The organism is Methylohalobius crimeensis 10Ki (assembly GCF_000421465.1).
Taxonomy (GTDB): domain Bacteria; phylum Pseudomonadota; class Gammaproteobacteria; order Methylococcales; family Methylothermaceae; genus Methylohalobius; species Methylohalobius crimeensis.
On record NZ_ATXB01000002.1, the window covers coordinates 717,501 to 737,379 of the forward strand.

Genomic DNA, 19,879 nt, shown 5'->3' on the forward strand with positions numbered 1-19,879 from the left:
AGTAGGGCACCGCCAGGCACCTATCCCAAAACCCCCTAAGGACAGCCCCCTTAGGGGGTTTTCTTTTGCGCGTTGTTAATATCCCCCCTCCCCTGCTATCGATCCCGTTTAATCCAAAAGTTGGTAAGATCATCGCCTTCAGATTCTCCGGTTCGAAAGGCTTGCCGCAAATGGCCGAGATGTCTGCTTGGTGGACGGCGGTCAACTGGGCCTGATCGATTTTTTAATCCCCTCCTCTTGCAAATGACCCAGTATAATTTTGGATTGGGTGGCAGAGGGTTCCACCAAATGGCTCCTAAATGGGTTTTCTTTCCAAGGATAGGTCATTCAGCCGGTTTCTCGAGCATATTCATGATTGCAGTCAGGCTCCAACAATTGGGCAAATCCTATCTCGAGGCAGGTCGCAGGCACTGGATTTTCAGGGATCTGGATCTACGCATTCCGGCGGGGGAATTCGTGGTTCTGTTGGGCCGGAGCGGTTCGGGAAAATCGACTTTGCTTAATTTGATCTCTGGTATCGATATTCCCGACCGGGGGGAGATCGAGGTATGGCAACATCCCCTCAGCCGTCTGTCCGAGCGGAAGCGTACATTGTTCAGGCGGCGTCATTTGGGGTTCGTGTTTCAACAGTTCAATCTCATTCCCACTTTGACGGCGTTGGAAAACGTGCTGCTGCCTTTGGAACTCAATGGATCGTCGGGAAAAAACGCTCGGATTGAATCTCTCGCTCTCCTCTCCCGGCTGGGATTGGAGGGCCGCGGCAATACTTTCCCCGACCGTTTGTCGGGAGGCGAGCAACAACGCGTGGCGATCGCCCGCGCTTTGATCCACGATCCCGAAATCATTCTCGCCGACGAACCCACCGGCAATTTGGACTTGGAGACCGGTGGCGAGGTACTCGAAATCCTCGATACCGTGGTACGCGAACGCGGCCGCACCTTGATCATGGCGACCCATAGCCGGGAGGTTGTGGGATTGGCCGATCGCACCCTCGCCATCGGCAAGGGTCGTTTGACAACCCGGGCTTCATGAATTCCTTGTTGTGGCAGGCTGGCGCCCGGTTCCTGACGCGCCATCCTTGGCAGCTTCTCCTGGCCTTGTTAGGTGTCCTGTTGGGAGTCGCGGTGGTGGTTTCCGTCGATCTGGCCAAATCCAGCGCACTGCAGTCCTTCCAGCGGGCCACGGAAGCCTTGTTCGGCCGGGCGACTCATCGGATTACCGCACCCGGGGGCGTGCCCGATTCCCTGTACCGCGATCTGCGCCGAGCCGGTTTCGCGTCTTTGAGACCGGTGTTGGAAGGTTCGGTGGTATTGCTTGAAAGCGGCCGCAGTCTAAAATTGGTGGGTGTCGACCCTTTGGCCGAACTTCGTTTCGCTCCGGCTTGGATGGATGGTAAAGGAGAAATTTCCGCTGCTATCTGGCGTCGGTTGCTGTTGGAACCCGGAGCCGTATTGTCGGATCGCAAGACCGGGGAAGCGCTGGGACTCGCGCTGGATCATGGCTTGGATGTCCGTGCCGGCAGTGTGCACTTTAGCCTGAAGCCGGTCGGCTGGTTCGAATCCGAACGGCGTTCCCCGGGCTTAACCCTGATTGCCGATCTGGCCACCGCCCAGGAGATATTCCAGGCATCGGGACATTTGACTGCCATCGATGTGATTGCCTCCGATCCCGCCGAAATTCAAGCACTGAAAGCGCTGCTGCCGACCGGGGTGGAATGGATGACCCGGGAGGCGGGCAGCGTTTCGGTACAACGCATGACGGAGGCCTTTTATACCAATTTGACCGCCCTTAGCCTATTGTCGCTGCTGGTGGGAATATTTCTGATTTATAACATGATCGGTTTCATGACCGTCCAGCGCCGCCGTTTATTTGGAATCCTTAGAGTCTTGGGAGTGACGCGAAGGGAGATCCAGGCCCAGGTGCTGTGGGAGACGGCATTTTTGGGGGGGGTGGGAAGTTTACTGGGACTGGCGGCGGGCATTTTTTTGGGACGGCTTATGTTGGCCTTGTTGGCTCGAACCCTCAACGATGTGTATTTTCCCCTTCCCACCGCGGAATTGACATTGTCGCCCGGGTTGTTGGCCAAGGGGTTTCTCCTGGGGGTGGGCGCCACCTTGGCGGCGGCGTGGAAACCGGCCGTGGAGGCCTCCCGAGTTCAGCCGGTGACGGTGATGTCCCGCTCGCTCCAGGAGAGTCGAAACCGCCGGCGGGTAGGGGGAGTCGCCTTGGGGGGATTGATCCTGCTGATTTCGGGATGGGGTCTGCTTCGCTTTTCCGACAGCTTGGTAAGCGGTCTCCTCGCCCTAACGGCGATGGTTTTGGGGTGTGCCTTCTTGGTCCCGCTCATGACATGGGGATTTTGCGGATTTCTGCAGCCTGTCGGTGGTTGCTTGTTCGGTGTAGCGGGAAGGATGCCGGTTCGCTCGGTAGTCGCTTCCTTGAGTCGGACCGGGGTGGCTGCGGCGGCCCTGATGGTGGCCATCGCCACCACCCTCGGGATGACCCTGATGATTCAAAGTTTCCGGGATTCGGTGGCGAGCTGGCTTGAACAGCGCTTGGATGCCGACTTCTATGTTTATCGCCCGGGTAGTGGCGACCGCTCTCCCCTTCCCGACGAGCTCGGCGATCGAATCGCCGAGCTTCCCGGTGTGGTTGATGTGGGGAGTGTCCGCTACCTGCGTCAGACCACCGACCAAGGCTTTCTCCGCATCAACGCGTATGACCTTTCTCCTGCGGCGTTTGCCACCTTCGAACTGGTGGAAACAGCCGGGGACAATCCCTGGCCGGCTTTTCAATCCCATCAGGGGGTCATGGTGTCGGAAGCGTTTGCCAATCTCAACGGCATCCACGCCGGTGAAAGCCTATTCTTGCCCACTGCTCGCAGCGTTCGCCAATTCTCGGTCATCGCGGTCTACGAGGATTACAACGCGGGTCGGGGCATCGTCGCCATGAGCCGAGCCACCTATGATCGGTTCTGGGACGATCCGGGGGTTTCCACTTACTGGGTCTATCTGACATCCGAAGCGGATGTCGACGTCGTCGATCGGCGCATTCGCGCTTTAAATCCGGGCACCGATCTGGAAATCCTCGACAACCGGGCGCTCCTTCGAATGTCCATGGAAATATTCGACCAAGCCTTTGCGGTGACCGCTGTGCTGCGCTGGCTGGCCACGGCGGTGGCCTTCGTCGGCGTATTCAGTGCCTTGTTGGCGCTGCAGCTGGAACGCACCCACGAGTTGGGCGTGGTTCGGGCGCTGGGATTGACGCCGGCCCAATTGTGGACTCAGGTCTTGGCGGAGACGGGACTGTTGGCGGGGATCGCCGGGGTTTTGGCTTGCCCGACCGGAATCCTGATCGGCGGCATTCTGACCGAGGTGATCAACCGGCGGGCTTTCGGCTGGACCTTGTCCATGAGCTTGAATTGGGAACCCCTCTTCCAAGGGGTGTTCTTGGCCTTGTTGGCGGGGTTGCTGGCCGGATTGTATCCCGCCTGGAAGATGGCCCGCACCCATCCCGCCGAAGCGCTGCGCTGCGAATGAGGTTTCACAGGGTTTTCAAGTATTCCAACAATGCCTTCCGTTGGCGATCGGTCAGGTCGTCTCCGAAGGTATGGCCCGCATTGGAATAACCCGGCAAGGTGGTGTCGTACAGCCGCTTGCGCTCGGTTTCGTCGCGGGCGGCTGGCTTGCCGTAGGAAAGCTCGCGATACCGCCAGCCGACCGTACTCGGGTCATAGTCGTCGCGGTCGAAACTGCGCACCCAATAGGTGGGCCGAATTCGGCTGTCCAGCAGCGCCGCCAGGGTCGGAATGGAACCGTTGTGCAGAAAGGGCGCGGTGGCCCAGATGCCGTCCAAGGGCGGCGGCACGTAGCCCGGGGCCGGGGCGGCCCGACTCAACCGGCCGAAAAAGGAGCGGTTGAACCATTTGATGAAGCGATCGCTGCTGCCGTCGGTGGCAGACCGGGCCTGGAGCGGATCGGTACCCACGACGTCCAAACCCACCACCAGGTTGGGGTAGCGGTCGTTCTCCCCGTAAGTGCCGTGGCAAGCGCTGCAATGGGTTTCGAAGACGGTTTGGCCCTCCAGTGCCAATTCGTTGTCGATCGACCAGGGGAATGAGGGCGGCTCGATGCTGGCGAAAAAGGCCCGAATGTCGGGGGCATAGCGATCGATCTTTTCGAGGGTTTCCACATCGTTGGCACAAAGGATCGCCCCCAGCATCATCGCCCGGGCGTGGTCGCCCCGCCCTTCCGAGGTGTTATACAGGGCGTTTTTCTTGGCCAAGCGCCACCAAGGCGGCACACTTACCGGCAGAGGGTTTTCCGGCGGCGGTTCCATCAAAGGTTCAGCGGACCAGTCCAAGGTGACGGGATCGCGGTGGGCCATCAGCGCCAAGGTGAGATTGATGGCCGGATTGACACCTACGGTATCGGTCATCATATACGGAGCCACGGCGGTGATGATATCGGCCCAGCGGCGCCAGTGTTCGATTTCCTCGGGATCGCTCAAATACAGGCCGACGCTTTCCACGCTTACGCGCGAATCCCCGGTGAAATCCCGCTGTTCGTTGCCCAGCCCTATAATAAAGCGGTCGGCGATGAAGGCCGCGTGGCAGTTGAGACAGTTGGAAACCACCAAATCCACGCCGTCCGGGGTTCGGTAATGGGTCAAATAATAGGGCAATTCGGCGTTGCGCCCGCGGCGTTCGGCCAGCAAGGTTTCGGGCGGGGGCTCGGGGGCGATTTTGCGATAGGCCGTTTCCGGCATTCCGCAGGTAATATAAGGCTCGTTGAGGAGCGCCTCGCGTCCCCGGGCCGGATCGCCGGCGCGTTGAGGCGAAGGGGGGATCGGTCCCAAGGACGAGTAAGTGGGTTGATCCTCCTGTTGACAGGCGCTGCCGATCAGTATCACCCCAACGTAAAAAAGGGTGGGCGCAAAGCGATTTCCAAGCCAGATACGCATCATGATTCCACCTCCTCTGTCCGGCCGATAATCTGTACGAAACCCTCGCCTCCCTGTCCTCCTCTTCCCCGTACCCGGACCCAGCCGCTCCAAAAAGGCAGCGCTCCGCCGATGCGCTGATCGGGGAGGACTGCCTCGATATCCAAGTCGAGGAGAGAGCTCTCCAGACGCCAGGCGATGGGATAGATTTGTCCCTCGGGGCTGCGCCATCGGGAAATGGGCGTGATCCGAACCTCGGTCAGGCGTTTTTGCGCTTCCCCCCGTTCTGTCCAGAAACATTGGACGGGGCCGGGAATAGCGGTGTCGGAGCGCTGGAGTTGAAGGCAGAGAAGATTGCCCCCCTTTTCCATTTGCAGCTGAAAGCGGTGCAAGCTCACCGGGCCGCCGGGTAAGGGGATGGCTCCCCATGCGTGTTGTAGCCAGACGTTGCCGGAAACCGGCTCTTTTCCCCAGCTGCCTTGGACGCTTATTTGTGGGAATTGATAAACGCGGAGATTGGCGGGGTTATCCGGAGGGGCGATCGGCGGGTTGGATATTTTCAACGCGAGTTTCAAGTAATTCCCTCGTTGACCGGCTTTAAACCGTAGCCGATCCGAATTAAATTCCCATATCCAATCGTCCACCCAGACCCGATCTTCCGCCGCACCGCTCAATCCGAGGGCGGCCCGCTGGTAACGGCGTTCGACATGGAACGTCTTTGCATCGGGGTCGGTTCGCGTAAAATAGGCCAGAAAATAGCGGTGACTTGCCCACGCCGATGGGCGTTGGGGAGCGCCCGGCCGGAGGCCCAGGGCGAAAATGTGCAGTTGAAAGCCCAGGCGCTTTCCGGTGGAGGTGGTGAGGATGCCTTGGAGTTGCCAGGTTTCCAGCGGGGCCTCGGCGTGTCCGCCATGATCGCGGGGAAAGCGTAAAGGACGATCGGGCAGCGGCGGAAACGCATCCCAATCCACCCACCGGGCGAGGACCGGGGTCTGCTCCGCCACCGGACGTTTCGGCCTGAATTCTACGAAGATCAAACCAACCATCAGGGTCACGATGACCACGAGAAACCACCGCATCATGGTTCAAGCATATCTTGGATCGCGATAGAGATAAAATGTTCGGGGAGAGAAACGATGACGATCGGTGAAATCTGCAATCGAGAAGTGGTGATCGTGCATAAAGACGAGAACGTGATCGTCGCCGCCCAATTGATGCGCCAACATCACGTGGGAGACGTGGTGGTGGTCGAGGAGCGAGAGGGACAAAGGGTTCCGGTGGGAATTTTGACCGACCGCGATATGGTGGTCAAAGTGCTGGCCGGGAAACTGGATCCTTCCCGTTTAAACGTGGCCGATGTGATGAGCGCGGGGGTGGAAACCGTCAATGAAGGTGAGGAAACCTATCCCTGCGCCGAGCGAATGCGCGGCCTCGGCATCCGTCGTTTGCCCGTCGTGAATACGGAGGGGGAATTGGTGGGCATCGTCGCCTTGGACGATTTGATCGATTTGTTGGCGGAACAATTGCGCGATTTGGCCGCGGTGACGGCGCGGGAAAGACGACGGGAAAACCGACAAAGTTAGCGATTGTTGCTAATCGCCGAGCCAAAGCCGCTGAATACGCTATGGTGTGCGTCCCAATCGGCTTCTTTGCCGATTTGTCTTGCTGAGATCTGCCCCGAAGCAAGCTCATCGGCGCTTGGTCCGGGAAGTTATGCACAATTTCAAAATATTGTGAAAAACAGCTTGTCAAGACGATTGGAAGGTCTACGTATTGTTTCTTGACTTTTTTCAAGTGATTGATTGCTCGTGTTTTTTAGGTGCTTGGTAAATTTTTTTACAATTTGAAGACAGTCCAGAAAAGACGCCCGCTAGAGCCAACTATCAGCAATTTATTCACAAACTTATCCACAGGAAATGTGGATATTGTATTCAAAAAATTCGAATCCCGTTCCAAACAGAGATCAGCTCATGATTTCCGCAAGTTATCCACAGAAAATGAAAATGGATTGATAATTTCAACTATTTGATTTAATTATAAAAAAAATAACTTTCCGGATGAAGTGTGGATAGTTCACCCGTTTATGTGCACTTTTTCCACAAAGTTATCCACAAGTTGTTGAAAATATCGGCGTACGATAGCAATTGTTTCCCTTTACGTTGCCGGCTTGGTTGCTCGGTGATCGATAGGTCAGTTAAGGAGTCACCCCATGAAAGAGAGTTCCCCTCCCCTGGTTTCGGGACCTGTACAAATCGTTCCCGAGGGCACTTTGGAACTGCTTTCCAAGAAGGAAATCAGCCACCTGCTCGACAGCGCCCATACCGAATTATTCGAGACTTTCCGAAAGTGCGCCTTGGCGGTGCTCAACAGCGGCAACGTGGTGGACAACTCCAAAGCGGTCTTCGAGCAATACCGAAATTTCGCCATTCATATTCGCGAGCAGGAACGAGGCATCAAACTGGAGTTGATCAACGCACCCGCTTCGGCCTTCGTCGACGGCCGGATGATCCGGGGGATCCGGGAGCATTTGTTCGCGGTATTGCGCGATATCGTCTACACCAATCAACAGGTCATCGAAAGCGGGTCGTTCGATTTAAACCAGTCCAGCGACATCACCGATGCGGCGTTTCATATTCTACGCAACGCGCAAGTCTTGATCCCCCAGCAACCGCCCGACATGGTGGTATGCTGGGGCGGTCACGCGATCGGCGAGACCGAATACGATTACAGCAAGCGGGTCGGTTACGAGTTGGGCCTGCGCGGCCTTAACATTTGCACCGGCTGCGGTCCCGGCGCGATGAAGGGTCCCATGAAAGGGGCGACCATCGGTCATGCCAAACAGCGCGTCCGGGGCGGGCGCTATCTGGGCATTTCGGAGCCGGGGATCATCGCCGCCGAACCGCCCAATCCCATCGTCAATTCCCTGGTGATCATGCCCGACATCGAAAAACGCTTGGAAGCGTTCGTGCGAGTCGGCCATGGGATCGTGGTTTTCCCCGGCGGGGTGGGGACGTTCGAGGAAATTCTCTATATTTTGGGCATTCTCCTCCATCCGGCCAATGCCGATCTGCCTTATCCCCTGGTTTTCACCGGTCCGGCGGAAAGCGCTGAATATTTTTACCGCATCGACGAATTTCTCCGAGCGACCTTGGGAGAAAAAGTCCGCGACTATTATCGGGTGATCATCGGCGATCCGGAGGAAGTGGCGCGTACTCTGCGCGCCGGTATGGAAGCGGTCCATCGCTATCGTCACCGAACTCACGACGCCTACTATTTCAATTGGCGCTTGATGATCGATCCCGCTTTTCAGCGACCTTTCGAACCGACCCACGCCAGTATGGCCGAATTGCGCCTGTTGGCCGAGCTGCCGTCCCACGAATTGGCGGCGGAACTGCGCCGGGCGTTTTCCGGGATCGTTGCCGCCAACGTCAAAGAGCAAGGAATCTCGCAAGTGGAACGGTTGGGTCCGTTTGAAATTCGAGGCCATCGCAAGATACTCGAGCCGCTGGAAAATCTGTTGGTCGAACTGGTCGCCCAGAAACGGATGCGCCTGGCCGAGCATTATGAGCCGACCTATCGCTTGATTCGGGTGTGAAATGGATTCGGTGCTCCAGGATTGGATCAAATTGCGCTGGGAAAAAGACAGCCGCTATTACGAAGCCCATCTCCATCAGGATTTATGGGGCGACTGGGTGGTGACCCGGGTGTGGGGGCAGCGCGGCGGGAGACTGGGTCGGGTGATGCACGTTCCTTGTCGGTCTCATGAGGAAGGACGGGAGATGCTCCGGAGCCTCGATCGCAGTCGAAGACGGCGAGGTTACGAGCGACTGCTGCTGAAAGGCCATTTGGATCTGGAATGAATGTCGTCAGTTTCTAACCGAATAAGCTTTCGTTTGGGTGGAGGGGTTCCAAACAGCGGGGATCGTCGTGGCGGGGATTATTGATGTAAGCGCTGACCGGCTGGATCTCCAAAATAGCGTCCCCGCAGGGGGCGAGCAGATTTTGCGCGGAGGTATCGGTCGGATCGAGCCACGCATCCCGGGCGTTTTCCTCCAGAATGGCCGGCATCCGTCGGTGGAGGGGACTAATCGTCCGGTTGGCGGCGGTGGTGATGATCACGCACGAGACGATTTCTTCTCCGCTTCGGGGGTGGCGCCAGCTTTCCCACAAACCGGCGAAAGCGATCAAATCCCCGTCGCGGCGACGGATGGCATAGGCTTGTTTGCGGCGCTCGGTCCGCTGCCACTCATAGAAACCTTCGGCCGGAATTAGGCACCGGCGGCGACGCAAAGCCTCCCGGAACGCAGGGCGCTCGGCCAGGGTTTCGGCGCGGGCGTTGATCAGCCGCCTGCCGATCGATTCGTCCCGGGACCAGAACGGGATCAAACCCCAGCGGGCGAAGGTCAGACGTCTTCCGCTCGCCGGGTCGTCCGGAGTGATCGCCATGGGAATCGGCTGGCTCGGGGCGATGTTGTAGCGCGGCGGCCACTCGACCGCATTGACACAGCCGAAGCGTCGGCGTATTTCTTCCCCGGAGACGGTCAAAAAGTATCGGCCACACATACTGAGATAGACATTATGAACGAAATCATTGCTTTGCCCGCGGAACAACCACCGGTGCAATGGCAACGGGCGCCACTGGCGGCCTCGGATTACCAGCAATTGGCGGAAGCGGTGCGGTTTCTGGAAAATCCGGGATTGGCCGCGCGTCTGTCCAATTATATCGGAATGCCGGTGGAAAAAGCGTTGGCCAATCTACCGGAAGATTGGGTCAAACCGATCACCCGCTTGACCCGGGAAGCCCTCAATCGGTCCTTGGACGCCGCGCTCTTGACCTTGTCGGCCCAAAGCACCAGACGGGTGCCCAAGCGTTCGCATAAATTTCTGGTGGGATTGAGCGGTGCGGTGGGAGGGAGCTTCGGCATCGCGAGTTTGGCGGTGGAACTCCCTATTTCCGCCACCCTGATGCTGCGCGCCATCGCCGCCACCGCCCGCGAACACGGCGAAGACTTGCAAGATCCCCGTGCCAAGCTGGCGTGTTTGGAAGTGTTCGCGCTGGGCGGCAAGTCCCGCGCCGATGACGCGGCGGACACGGGCTATTACGCGGTGCGCGCGTTTTTGTCCAAAAGTTTGGAAGAGTCGGCCAAGCATCTGTTGAGAAAGGGCTTGGCCAAGGAAGGCGCGCCGGCTTTGGTTCGGTTTCTCAACGCCGTCGCCCAGCGCTTCAGCATCCAGGTCACTCAGAAGTTCGCCATGCAGGCGATCCCCGCGGTGGGAGCGGTCAGCGGCGCGACGGTGAACCTGATTTTCATCGACCACTTCCAAAAAACCGCCCACGCCCATTTCACCATCCGCCGTCTGGAACGGATTTACGGCCGCGACCGAATCCAACAAACCTATGAAGGCTTGTGCTCAGTCGGCTAAGCTTCGGGATTTGCGGTTCAGTGCCCCTTGGTTCCTTCCACCGGCCGCAAAGGCGAATAGTCCCGGCTGGCGAGAAATTCAGGCCGGAACTTGGGGGCGGCGAACGGTTTTTCCGCCGGGGCGTTGCGGACGCTGTTGTAGACAAAAAACAGATTGGTTCGGGGCACGGGTGAAATATTGTCCGCCGAACCGTGCATCACATTGCCTTCGTGCAGAATCAGGGTGCCGGGCGAACCCAGGGCAGCCGCCATTCCCCCCTCGGCAGTGAGTTTTTCCAGGGTTTTCATGTTGGGAACCCCGTATTCCTGCTTGCGCAGCGAATACTTGTGGTTATTCTCGGGCGTAAAACCGGAACAGGATACGAAATATTTGTGCGAGCCGGGAATAAGAAACAAGGGCCCGTTGAATTGATTGTTCTCGGTCAGCATGATCCACGCGCTGAGAATCCGGCAGCGGGGAACCCCGTCCTCGGCGTGCCAGGTCTCGAAATCCGAATGCCAGGGAAAGGATTTGCCGTTCAGGGGGCGCTTGATGTTGATCCGGGTGTGGTGGATATAAACGTCGCTGTCGAGAATCTGGACGATTTTATCCAAGATTCTTCGGTCCCGGGCAAGACGCGCGAACAGCTCGCTGAAGCGGTGCAGGCTGAAAATCGAGCGAGGCCGATTGCTGGCCGGCTCCATGACCAGCTCTTCCCTGTCTTGCAGCTTGTCTGACGCGGCCAGCTTTCGGTATTCCCCGATGAAAGTATCGACCTCGGCGCGGGAAAATACGTCGGGCACGACGATAAAGCCGTTTTGCTCATAGAAATCCAATTGTTCCTGAGTGAGGCTATGTTCGCCTTTCGGTTCCCCGTCGCCGTAGACCACGGGATCGATCCGCTCGGTCAGGTATTCTTGCGTCCCTCGCGTCGGATAAAGATCCCGGGTCTTGGTTCCGATTTCGCGCTCGTCGAGTCGTTGTGCTTTACTCATCGGGATGCTCCTTATTGACGATTCAAATTCGTAAAGCAGCCGTACTGCGCGGAATTTAATCTTCGATCAGCGGGTAGGCTCCTTCGCGGTCGTGAACCTCGTTACCGGTCAAAGCCGGATTGAACACGCAGATCAATCTTAGGTCTTTCGTGGCACGCAAGTAATGGCGCTCGTGTTGGTTGAGCGCGTACATGGTGCCGTCGGTGATTTTATGTGTTTGACCGGTTTCGAGATCCTCGATTTCACCTTCGCCGCCCACGCAATACACCGCTTCCAGGTGGTTGATATAGTGAATATAGGTTTCGGTCCCGGCGAAAATGGTCGTTTCGTGAAAAGAAAAACCCATTGCGTCTTCACGCAGCAGAAAACGCCGGCTGACCCAATGGCCGTTTTCCGCTTTTACGTCCCGTTCCGTGCCGATGATCTCTTGCAGACGTCGAACGATCATGATTTATTTTGCCTCCGTGGTTCCTTGATAATTTTTTTCTGCCAATAGTTCGCCGATGGATTCGTCGATGATGGCGAGTCCTTCGCGCAGGGTCGCTTCATCGATGGTCAGCGCCGGCAGGAACTTGAGTACATGGTCATCCGCGCCGGCAAGCTCGATCACCAGACCTTTTTTGAAAGCCCTTTCCGAGATATCCGTGGGCAGTCCGGAGTTGAGGCTTTCCAGCCCCCAAACCATGCCGAGTCCGCGCACGTCGGTGATGATGTCGCCGTATTTTTCGGCGATTCTTTTAAGCTCGGCCTCCATGATGGCGCCTTTGTGCTTCACGGCCTTGGCGAGCTCGTCGTCGTCCCAGTATTCCAGCGCCTTGGTGGCGGCCACGAAAGCCAGGTTGTTGCCGCGGAAGGTACCGGTGTGTTCGCCGGGTTGCCATTGGTCCAGCTCCGGCTTCATCAGCAGAAGGGACATGGGCAGCCCGCCGCCGATTGCCTTGGACAGAGCGACCATGTCGGGTTTGATCCCGGCGCGCTCGAAGCTGAAGAAGGTGCCGGTGCGGCCGTTGCCCACCTGAATGTCGTCGACGATCAGCAGAATTTCGAACTCGCGGCAAACCTGTTCCAATTGCTGCAGCCATTCGATGCTGGCCACGTGAATGCCGCCCTCGCCCTGTACGGTCTCGGTGATGATGGCCGCGGGCAGGTCCACGCCGCTGCTTTGATCGGACAGGAAGCGGCGCAGGTAATCGATGGTGTTGACATCGGGGCCGAAGTAATTGTCGTAGGGCATGAAATCGCTGTTGTAGCGCACGCCGTAGGACTCGTCCCGGTAATAGGCGTTGCCGGTCACTGCCATCGCCCCCATGGTCAAGCCGTGATAGGCGTTGGTGAAAGCGATTATGTTGGAGCGCTTTTGGGTCATGCGCGCCAGTTTGAGCGCCGCTTCCGTCGCATTGGTGCCGGTGGGCCCGGTGAACTGTATTTTATAATGCATATTGCGCGGCGCCAGAATGGTGTCGCGAAATTTTTCCATGAAGTTCCTTTTGGCCACCGTGGCCTTGTCCAGGGCGTGGACGATTCCATCGCGCTGCAGGTACTCGATCAGCGCCTGGCTAATCTTGGGGTTGTTGTGACCGTAGTTCAGGACCCCGGCGCCGGCAAAGAAATCGATGTACTTTTTTCCTTCTTCATCATACAAGTGAGCGCCTTGGGCAGTATCGAACACGGCGGGAAAAGCGCGGATATACCCCCTGACTTTGGACTCCAGTTCTTCGAAGATTTGCATGATTAAATTCCTTTACTTCAAGTTCTGTTGGGAAAGGGAAAATGGACCGATATGAAGCAGGTTCTCCGGTTCGTGATCGGTGCTCGGGAAAAGCGTCGCTTCGAAATAGGGATGCTCGGACAAATCGGTATTCAGGCGTTTGGCCAAGGAGTGGAACAGCGCCCGGGAAGCCTGATTGCTCGGTCCCACGGTGGCATCCACGAATTGAATGTCGCGGCAAACGTCCCGCTTTAGCAATTCCAGCAATAAGCGGGTGGCCAGGCCTCGACCGCGCATGCTGGCATCGATACCGATTTGCCAGATAAACAGCGTGTCCTGCTGGTCGGGCGGCAGATAGGCGGTGACGAAGCCGACGATCTCGCCGTTGAACTCGGCGACGGCACAGGTATCGGCAAAGTGCTTGCACATCAGCAGATAACAATAGGTGGAATTAAGATCCAATACCCCCGAATCGCGCACCAGTCGCCAGATGGCCGTTCCATCTTCGACCTTGGGCGGTCGCAATACAATACGCTCGTTTTCACCTTGCATCTATTCGTTTCCTCCTTTCCAACTCACGTCGCCCTCGGCTTGCCGGCCGCGTGCCGGGGAGCGGGTTCTTCGATGTTTGTCGGTATTATCTATCTCCGGGTCCGCCGTTACCAGCCCGGTGGCGAGCAGCGGGGAAGCGTCGACCTGTTTGGCGTCCATCATCAAGGCGATGCGTTGCAACACGGACAAAATCTGGGCGAGTTCCCAGTCGTGGAGTTTTGTCAGCTGCTGTAAAAATCGTTCTTGCAGCAGGGGAGGCGACTTTTTGACCAAGGCCACCGCCTCTTCCGTGGGTGTGACGAGAATCCGGCGTCGATCCGTGATGGAACGGGTGCGGTTGATCAAGCCCCGCTTTTCCAGGCGGTTCAAAATGTCGGTTACCGTGGCATGGCTGAGACTAATGCTTTGCGCCAGCTCCGCCACATGCATTTCCCCTTGACGGGCCAATTCTCTGAGCAGCACCACTTGGGGGCCGGTCAATCCGAATTCCTGGGCAAGACGTTTCGAGTGTAAATCGATCGCTTGGGCGATGCGGCGCAGGGAGATCAAAATTTGATCGTTGATCTCTTTTTCAAACCCCATCTTGCTCGTTTTCATCTAATAAAGTCCGATAATTGTAATGGGTACGAAGTATTTTTTCAAGCGGTGGATTTGCTTGCAAGCGGGCTTTTCAAGCTGTCGAAGCGCTAAAAATCGCCATGACTGGGAATGTGCTTCAGTTTGAACCTGCTTCGACATTCGAAGGATAATAGTTTGAATTAAAAGTATCGGAGGGCCTGTAAAATTCTCACTCAAGCCCGGCGGACTATCCGTACCGAGGAAATGCCGTATCCAGCACTTCGGCGACGAATCGCCCTATTCCGGATTCTTCGGAAGCACGCGGTCCCGCCACATTCAGTACCTCGACGCCATGCTTCAAAACGAAGTCCCGCAGACGCGCCGCGGCGACTTGGACGCCCATATCCGCGTGAACGTGCAGCCAAGGTTTCCGGTAAGCCAGGGCGTGCTTTCGGGTGAGCGCGGTGCCGCCGGCGACGGCCTCATGGAGGGACAGAATGACGGTCGCATCGGAATCGCGAACGTTCCATTCCGTTCGCAGGGCATAATCGGTCGACGGCGTTTCTTGGAGCCGGTATCGCCGGGGAATGGTGTCGTCCTCGGCGAGCCGTCCGCGCGGACACCATCCGCCGTGTTCGATATTCGCCCCCAACGCCCAGTCCAGCGCCGCACGATCGGCCCCGGTTTGACCGCCGGACACGATGCGCTGGAGATAAACCATTTTTTTACTCGGCCGCGCTGTCGGCGGTCACGTCACGCTATCGATGGCGACCGTTCCGTCGGTTTCCATCGAATCCTCGGACGTGACCACGGCGATGCAATTGCGGCCGTTCGCCTTGGCCTGGTAAAGACAGTGGTCAGCGTCCGTGATCAAGGCCTCGAGGTTGTTATGGCATTCGCGCTTGCTGGCGACGCCGACGCTCGCCGTCACTCCGAGCGGCCTGCCGTTAACCGCCACACGGGATCGGGCGATGGCTTCGCGCAGCCGTTCGGCGAGCCCCGCCGCGCTGCTCAGCTCGGTCTCGGGCAACAACAGGATGAATTCCTCGCCTCCCCAACGGGCGATCACGTCCTGTTCGCGGACAACTGCCCCCAGCACTTTGGCCACCGCCTTCAGTACCGCGTCTCCCGCCGCATGGCCGTGATTGTCGTTCAGCCGTTTGAAGTGATCGAGATCCAGCAGAACCACCGAGAGGTCGTGGCCGTGGCGAAGCGAAATATTCCAGATCGGCGAGCTGAGGTCGTAGAAGGCGCGCCGGTTGTTGACGCCGGTCAGGGGGTCCAACCGTGCCAGTTCTTCCGCATGGGCGCGTTTTTCCTGGGCCAGGCGGAATTGATAGGTCAGCGCCAGGGCGAGCAAGGTGGCGTCCAGCAGCATACCGATGTCCACCGCTCGGAACGTCCAGGCGTTATACGGAATCACCCCCCACACGGACAGGGTCGTCGACGCCGCGCCGGCCATCGCGCAGAAGGCGGCCGCCAGGAAATACCGTGCCGGCTTCACGCCCGCCCGATTGGACAGGGTTCCGAGCATCACCATGATGACGCTGAACAGGAAAACGTAAGTGAACGTCAGCAGCAGCGAATCGCGCTGGCGCTCGAACAGAACGGTGGCGATTAATAATATCCCACCCCCCGCGATGTAGCCGATCACGGCTCGGTAAAGGCGTGGGAATTGACGGCGAATCTCCAGAAAATCCAGGGCGAATGCCAGGCCGCTCGAGGCGTAGGTCCATATCAGTGTCGAATGCGACCATTGCGCCCAAATCGGCGAATTCGGCCAGAACCAGGCGAAGGCGTGACTGGTGTAGGAAAGATTCAACAGCAGAAACATACCCAGATAGATCGAATAGAGCAAATAGCGGGTCTCTCGGAGACCGACGAACAGCATGGCGTTGTAGGCCATCAGCGCGCACAGGAAACCGTACAGAAAGCCATAACCGTAGTGCAGCCATTGGTGTCGCCGCGTCCACTGCTTGGGCCGCTCCAGGTGAATGGGCACAACCATCGCATCAGGGGTCTCGACTCGCAAAAAGACCTCGCTCACTCCGGGCGCGAAGGTGTGGTCGATGGCGAAGTTCCGGCTATCGACGGGTCGCTGCTCGAACGGCATTCGGTCGCCTAGATGGAAAGCGGCCACCGTCTCGTCGTTTCGGCGGAAATACACATCGAAATAATCGATCCATCCCGATTCCACCGAAATCCGCCGCCGGAGCGCTTCGGTACCGGGGTTTTCCACGGCGAAGCGGATCCAGACCGGATCGGCTCCGATCCCGAAGGTCAGCACCGGCAAGCGACCGGGCGAAAATGCACCTCGTCGATAAGCCGCCGCCGCCTCGTCTATCGTCAAACGTCCGTCTCCCTCTTGGAACCAGTCCGCGGAACGACCGATCGGCTGGCTATTTTCCGTGCCCAGGAGAATCGGCGCTTTCGCCGCGAACGCGGAATCGTCGGGGCAACCGCCTATCAGGCTCAGCAGGAGCAAAAGAATCGAGCGGATTCTCACCGCGGCAGCCACGGTGCTTTCCGGATCGTATTTGACCTGGCGCGGTTTGCCAGTCGCACTGTGCATTTTTCAACCCAGCCCAATGATGGATTCAAGCGGCGCGTTCACCTTTTCCATGCTGAATGAGTGTGATTTGTCACTTTCATGTTTGCGTTTCTCACGCTTTATTTTTATATTTCCTTAATTTTTTATTTTTAATTCTAACGACTAGGTTAACCATATCGCAAAAAGCTGAAGGGATGAACTCATAAATCTAATAAATGTGGAAATGTCCATCTATTGAATAATAGTTCATGGTGTTCCCTTCCTCCTGCAAGCTTGTGCGCAAAATTGCCGCCATCCGGCCGGAGGCTATGGATTTGCCCGGCTACCGATTCCACGAATTGAGGAGGCGAACGGATACCGACTCGACCCACGTCGATAACTTTTTTAGAGCCTTTCTACCTCTATGCTATGGGTCGCCAATCACTGCCGGTAGCGATCGTAATTCGGCCGGGTGCGTTCGACGCGGCGCCAAAAGGCGGGGATAGTGCAGATGAGTGTCATTGATGGGCGCAGGGATGCGAACTCCCATAACCTAATGCAGATAATATATCTACATTGGTTTTAAGCGGAGATCCCCGGTTGGCACGCTTACATTTTCAAGCCGCGATTTCAACCAGCGCCCTGGAGCCGCGAAAAAATCCACGACCCAGGGACCGGTCTTTTCATTACGGATCGGGGGAAGCCAACACTTGGCCCGGTATGCGGGGAACATTCCCGGGCCAAGTGTGGTTTCAGAGGAAGTTGCTGATACAAATTTGAGACAGTCGGAACAATGACCAAATTTTATCAGCGGAAGTTATTGATTTTGGTGGCCAGGGACAGAATCGAACTGCCGACACGGGGATTTTCAGTCCACCGAAACATGGTTTTACCGAGTTTTACCGAAGCATATTTACATTAATAAATCAGGGGGTTATGCTTTTCCCGAAGTTTACCTAAACCCGCCGAAATCGCCGCCTGGTGTAGAACCGGCGTAGAACCGAAATCAGGGCATGGACAAAAGGACTCTCACAAAGCGGATGCTCGAAGCTGTAGAACCGCGTAGAACCGGAAGGCGGTATATCTACGATGCCAAGACGCCGGGGCTTCGAGTTCAAGTGACCCAAGCGGGAACGAAAAGCTTTCAGTTCCAGCACCGGCAGCGAGGGAAGATGGTAACGGTAACCATCGGCAAATTCCCCGCCGTCACCGTTGAGCAGGCCCGGGCCCAGGCAAGGAAACTGCTCGGGCAAATCGCCGATGGCAGAGACCCGGCAGAAGAAAAGCGGCGCGATGAAGCCGAGGCCGTCACCCTGGCGGCCGCCACCGCCGATTACCTGAAAATCCGCGACCTGAAAGACAGCACCCGGGCCGACGTTAAGAAGATGATGAGGTGGGGGCTCCCCGACTGGCAGAAGAAACAAATCGCCGCCCTCACCCCAGACATGATCGAGCGGAGATACCGGGCATTATGCGACCGATCACCGGCGAGCGCGAACAGGACCATGCGTTACCTTCGCGCCATATTCAATTTCAGCATGGCCCGGTACAGCAAGCCAGACGGGTCGCCGATACTGCCCAATAACCCCGTTGGCCGTCTCACCCTGACCCGGGCATGGAAACGAATCGACCGGCGGCGCACCGTCATTAAGCCCCATGAGATTGCCCCCTGGTGGCGGGCAACCGAGCACGTCAATCTGAATCACCGGGATTACTTCCGCCTGGTGCTTCTGACTGGCTTGCGGAAATCCGAGGCGCAACATTTGACGTGGGCCGACATCGATTTGAAGGCCCGGCTGCTGACCGTCGAGGACACCAAGGCCCGGCGGCCGCACACGCTGCCGTTGAGCGGCTATCTTCACGACCTGCTGCAACACCGCCGCCAGCTCGCCGAATCCGATTATGTGTTTGCCGATCACCTTGGCCGCGTATCGTCCAATTTCCGATACTCCCAAGGGCGGATCGAATCCATAAGCGGCGTCAAATTCTGCATCCATGACCTTCGGCGTACCTTCGCCACCATCGCCGAAAGCCTGGACATCCCCGCCTATGCCCTCAAGCGACTGCTCAACCACGCCACCGGCGCGGACGTGACCGCCGGATACATCGTGGCCGACGTGGAGCGGCTGCGGGCGCCCATGCAGAAGATTACGGATTTTGTGCTGAAGTCTTCTGGCGCAGTCGATACCGCCGAAGTGATAAATTTGAACTCTGAAATCAGAGAGGATGCACCATGAAATCACCCATCGAAGTGCTGGCCCTATGGGATCAGGAGGCCGAAGTGTGGACCGCCACAAGTGACCAGGTGCCGGGGCTGGCCATCGAGGCCGAGACCATCGAGGACTTGGTGCGGCGACTCAAGGTGGTCATCCCGGAGCTGCTGGAGCTTAACCAACTTGCTCTTGAGGATGAGGAAATCGTTTTTCACCTGCGCGGCGAACGAAGCGAGGCATTGAGGCTGCGCCGGCATGGCTGATTTTACTCCACGCCTAAAAAAGATCCTGCTGGAAGCTGGCTGCCGGTTTGTCAGGCAGGGGCGCGGAGATCACGAAATATGGCACAGTCCAATTACCAAGATTCATTTCGTGGTGGATGGCAAGATCAAATCCCGCCACACCGCTAACGCAGTGCTCAAGCAAGCAGGCTTGGAAAAGCAGTTTTGACCTTTTGCCGCGTCTAGGGCGATTACCTGTCGTGTCCCGGATGATTGACGACACGTTTATGAAACAAGTGTGGGTGTGACCTTTGCCAATTTTTCAGGGCTTGCACTGGATGAATATGCCCCAAGGCTTTCTGAGGCACTTGATGATTGTACAACCAGACGTATCGTCGAAGGGTGGTTTCCAGTTCCTCTCCGGAGCGGAAATGATACGTACGCAGGATATCGGCAATACGCCCGTTGAATCGCTCCACCATGCCGTTGGTTTGAGGCCTTTTGGGGCGGATGAGTCGATGCTCGATGCCCAGTTCCGTGCACAGTTGATCGAAGACGTGCTGTCCGGTCGGGGTCCGTTCACCCCGGGTGACAAAGCGATCGGTGAATTCTTTTCCGTTATCGGTAAGAATCTTTTCGATCTTAAACGGCGCGGTCTTGGCCAGCGCCGCCAGAAAATGCCGCGCATGGCGGGCGCTTTTGCTGTGATAGAGACGCACAAAGACCCAACGCGTGGCCCGATCGATGGCCACAAACAG

20 protein-coding genes and 1 rRNA gene (1 of these 21 running past the window's edge) are annotated in these 19,879 nt (G+C 57.4%); 10 read left to right on the forward strand and 11 right to left on the reverse strand.

Translation table 11 applies throughout. The features are described from left to right. The 3 genes from rrf to H035_RS0117205 all read left to right on the forward strand — a co-directional run. Positions 1-18 (forward strand): 5S ribosomal RNA (gene rrf, locus H035_RS0117195); it begins 97 nt to the left of the window's first position. A gap of 333 nt (positions 19-351) precedes the next feature. Beyond that, the gene (locus H035_RS0117200) at positions 352-1,032 is read left to right on the forward strand and encodes an ABC transporter ATP-binding protein (protein WP_022950189.1); all 681 of its coding nucleotides are present in this window, start codon (positions 352-354) and stop codon (positions 1,030-1,032) included. Next, positions 1,029-3,539, forward strand: coding sequence for an FtsX-like permease family protein (locus H035_RS0117205; RefSeq protein ID WP_022950190.1), 2,511 nt, complete (start codon positions 1,029-1,031; stop codon positions 3,537-3,539). The genes H035_RS0117200 and H035_RS0117205 overlap by 4 nt, the downstream gene beginning before the upstream one ends. A 4-nt stretch (positions 3,540-3,543) precedes the next feature. On the opposite strand, the gene H035_RS0117210 is transcribed toward H035_RS0117205, so the two are convergent. Further along, on the reverse strand, positions 3,544-4,965 hold the full coding sequence (locus H035_RS0117210) for a c-type cytochrome (RefSeq protein WP_022950191.1): 1,422 nt from the start codon (positions 4,963-4,965) through the stop codon (positions 3,544-3,546). Further along, positions 4,962-6,023 carry a lipocalin-like domain-containing protein gene (locus tag H035_RS0117215; protein WP_022950192.1) on the reverse strand — a complete coding sequence of 354 codons (1,062 nt, stop codon included), beginning with the start codon at positions 6,021-6,023 and terminating at the stop codon, positions 4,962-4,964. Before H035_RS0117215 ends, H035_RS0117210 begins: the two co-directional genes overlap by 4 nt. Before the next feature lie 54 nt (positions 6,024-6,077). Here H035_RS0117215 and H035_RS0117220 point away from each other — a divergent pair, with 54 nt between their 5' ends. From H035_RS0117220 to H035_RS20545, 3 genes are all read left to right on the forward strand, one after another. Next, complete coding sequence (locus H035_RS0117220) at positions 6,078-6,524, forward strand: CBS domain-containing protein (protein WP_022950193.1); 447 nt, start codon at positions 6,078-6,080, stop codon at positions 6,522-6,524. Between the two features lie 626 nt (positions 6,525-7,150). Further along, positions 7,151-8,536 (forward strand): nucleotide 5'-monophosphate nucleosidase PpnN, encoded by a 1,386-nt coding sequence (ppnN, locus tag H035_RS0117225; RefSeq protein WP_022950194.1) that lies wholly within the window; start codon positions 7,151-7,153, stop codon positions 8,534-8,536. 1 nt (position 8,537) lies between these two features. Next, positions 8,538-8,801: a WGR domain-containing protein gene (locus H035_RS20545; protein ID WP_022950195.1), complete on the forward strand. Its 264-nt coding sequence runs from the start codon at positions 8,538-8,540 to the stop codon at positions 8,799-8,801. A gap of 13 nt (positions 8,802-8,814) precedes the next feature. Here the strand turns inward: H035_RS20545 and H035_RS0117235 are convergent, their stop codons facing one another. Further along, a complete protein-coding gene (locus tag H035_RS0117235) occupies positions 8,815-9,504 on the reverse strand; it encodes an SOS response-associated peptidase (RefSeq protein WP_022950196.1) in 690 nt (229 codons plus the stop codon). Positions 9,505-9,519: 15 nt separating this feature from the next. Here H035_RS0117235 and H035_RS0117240 point away from each other — a divergent pair, with 15 nt between their 5' ends. Beyond that, complete coding sequence (locus H035_RS0117240; RefSeq protein WP_022950197.1) at positions 9,520-10,365, forward strand: EcsC family protein; 846 nt, start codon at positions 9,520-9,522, stop codon at positions 10,363-10,365. Positions 10,366-10,382: 17 nt separating this feature from the next. On the opposite strand, the gene H035_RS0117245 is transcribed toward H035_RS0117240, so the two are convergent. The 7 genes from H035_RS0117245 to H035_RS20555 all read right to left on the reverse strand — a co-directional run bounded on the left by H035_RS0117245 (position 10,383) and on the right by H035_RS20555 (position 16,729). Continuing rightward, a complete protein-coding gene (locus H035_RS0117245) occupies positions 10,383-11,339 on the reverse strand; it encodes a phytanoyl-CoA dioxygenase family protein (RefSeq protein ID WP_022950198.1) in 957 nt (318 codons plus the stop codon). Between the two features lie 55 nt (positions 11,340-11,394). Beyond that, the gene (locus H035_RS0117250; protein WP_022950199.1) at positions 11,395-11,787 is read right to left on the reverse strand and encodes an ectoine synthase; all 393 of its coding nucleotides are present in this window, start codon (positions 11,785-11,787) and stop codon (positions 11,395-11,397) included. 3 nt (positions 11,788-11,790) lie between these two features. Beyond that, the gene (gene ectB, locus H035_RS0117255; RefSeq protein WP_022950200.1) at positions 11,791-13,068 is read right to left on the reverse strand and encodes a diaminobutyrate--2-oxoglutarate transaminase; all 1,278 of its coding nucleotides are present in this window, start codon (positions 13,066-13,068) and stop codon (positions 11,791-11,793) included. Positions 13,069-13,080: 12 nt separating this feature from the next. Further along, positions 13,081-13,599, reverse strand: a complete 519-nt coding sequence (ectA, locus tag H035_RS0117260; RefSeq protein ID WP_022950201.1) for a diaminobutyrate acetyltransferase — start codon at positions 13,597-13,599, stop codon at positions 13,081-13,083. Then, positions 13,600-14,196 (reverse strand): MarR family winged helix-turn-helix transcriptional regulator, encoded by a 597-nt coding sequence (locus tag H035_RS20550; RefSeq protein ID WP_235044671.1) that lies wholly within the window; start codon positions 14,194-14,196, stop codon positions 13,600-13,602. Positions 14,197-14,404: 208 nt separating this feature from the next. After that, positions 14,405-14,878, reverse strand: a complete 474-nt coding sequence (locus tag H035_RS0117270) for a putative molybdenum carrier protein (protein ID WP_022950203.1) — start codon at positions 14,876-14,878, stop codon at positions 14,405-14,407. Between the two features lie 27 nt (positions 14,879-14,905). Continuing rightward, the gene (locus tag H035_RS20555; protein WP_022950204.1) at positions 14,906-16,729 is read right to left on the reverse strand and encodes a sensor domain-containing diguanylate cyclase; all 1,824 of its coding nucleotides are present in this window, start codon (positions 16,727-16,729) and stop codon (positions 14,906-14,908) included. Between the two features lie 998 nt (positions 16,730-17,727). On the opposite strand from H035_RS20555, the gene H035_RS20560 reads away from it, so the two are divergent. Genes H035_RS20560 through H035_RS0117290 form a run of 3 tightly spaced genes read left to right on the forward strand, consistent with a single transcriptional unit; the run spans position 17,728 to position 19,350 of the window. Then, positions 17,728-18,924, forward strand: a complete 1,197-nt coding sequence (locus tag H035_RS20560) for a tyrosine-type recombinase/integrase (protein WP_022950206.1) — start codon at positions 17,728-17,730, stop codon at positions 18,922-18,924. Beyond that, on the forward strand, positions 18,921-19,163 hold the full coding sequence (locus tag H035_RS0117285) for a DUF1902 domain-containing protein (protein ID WP_022950207.1): 243 nt from the start codon (positions 18,921-18,923) through the stop codon (positions 19,161-19,163). Before H035_RS20560 ends, H035_RS0117285 begins: the two co-directional genes overlap by 4 nt. Continuing rightward, positions 19,156-19,350 (forward strand): type II toxin-antitoxin system HicA family toxin, encoded by a 195-nt coding sequence (locus H035_RS0117290; protein WP_022950208.1) that lies wholly within the window; start codon positions 19,156-19,158, stop codon positions 19,348-19,350. The genes H035_RS0117285 and H035_RS0117290 overlap by 8 nt, the downstream gene beginning before the upstream one ends. A gap of 22 nt (positions 19,351-19,372) precedes the next feature. On the opposite strand, the gene H035_RS0117295 is transcribed toward H035_RS0117290, so the two are convergent. Next, a partial coding sequence (locus H035_RS0117295; protein ID WP_026596773.1) for an integrase core domain-containing protein occupies positions 19,373-19,879 on the reverse strand: 507 nt, incomplete at its 5' end.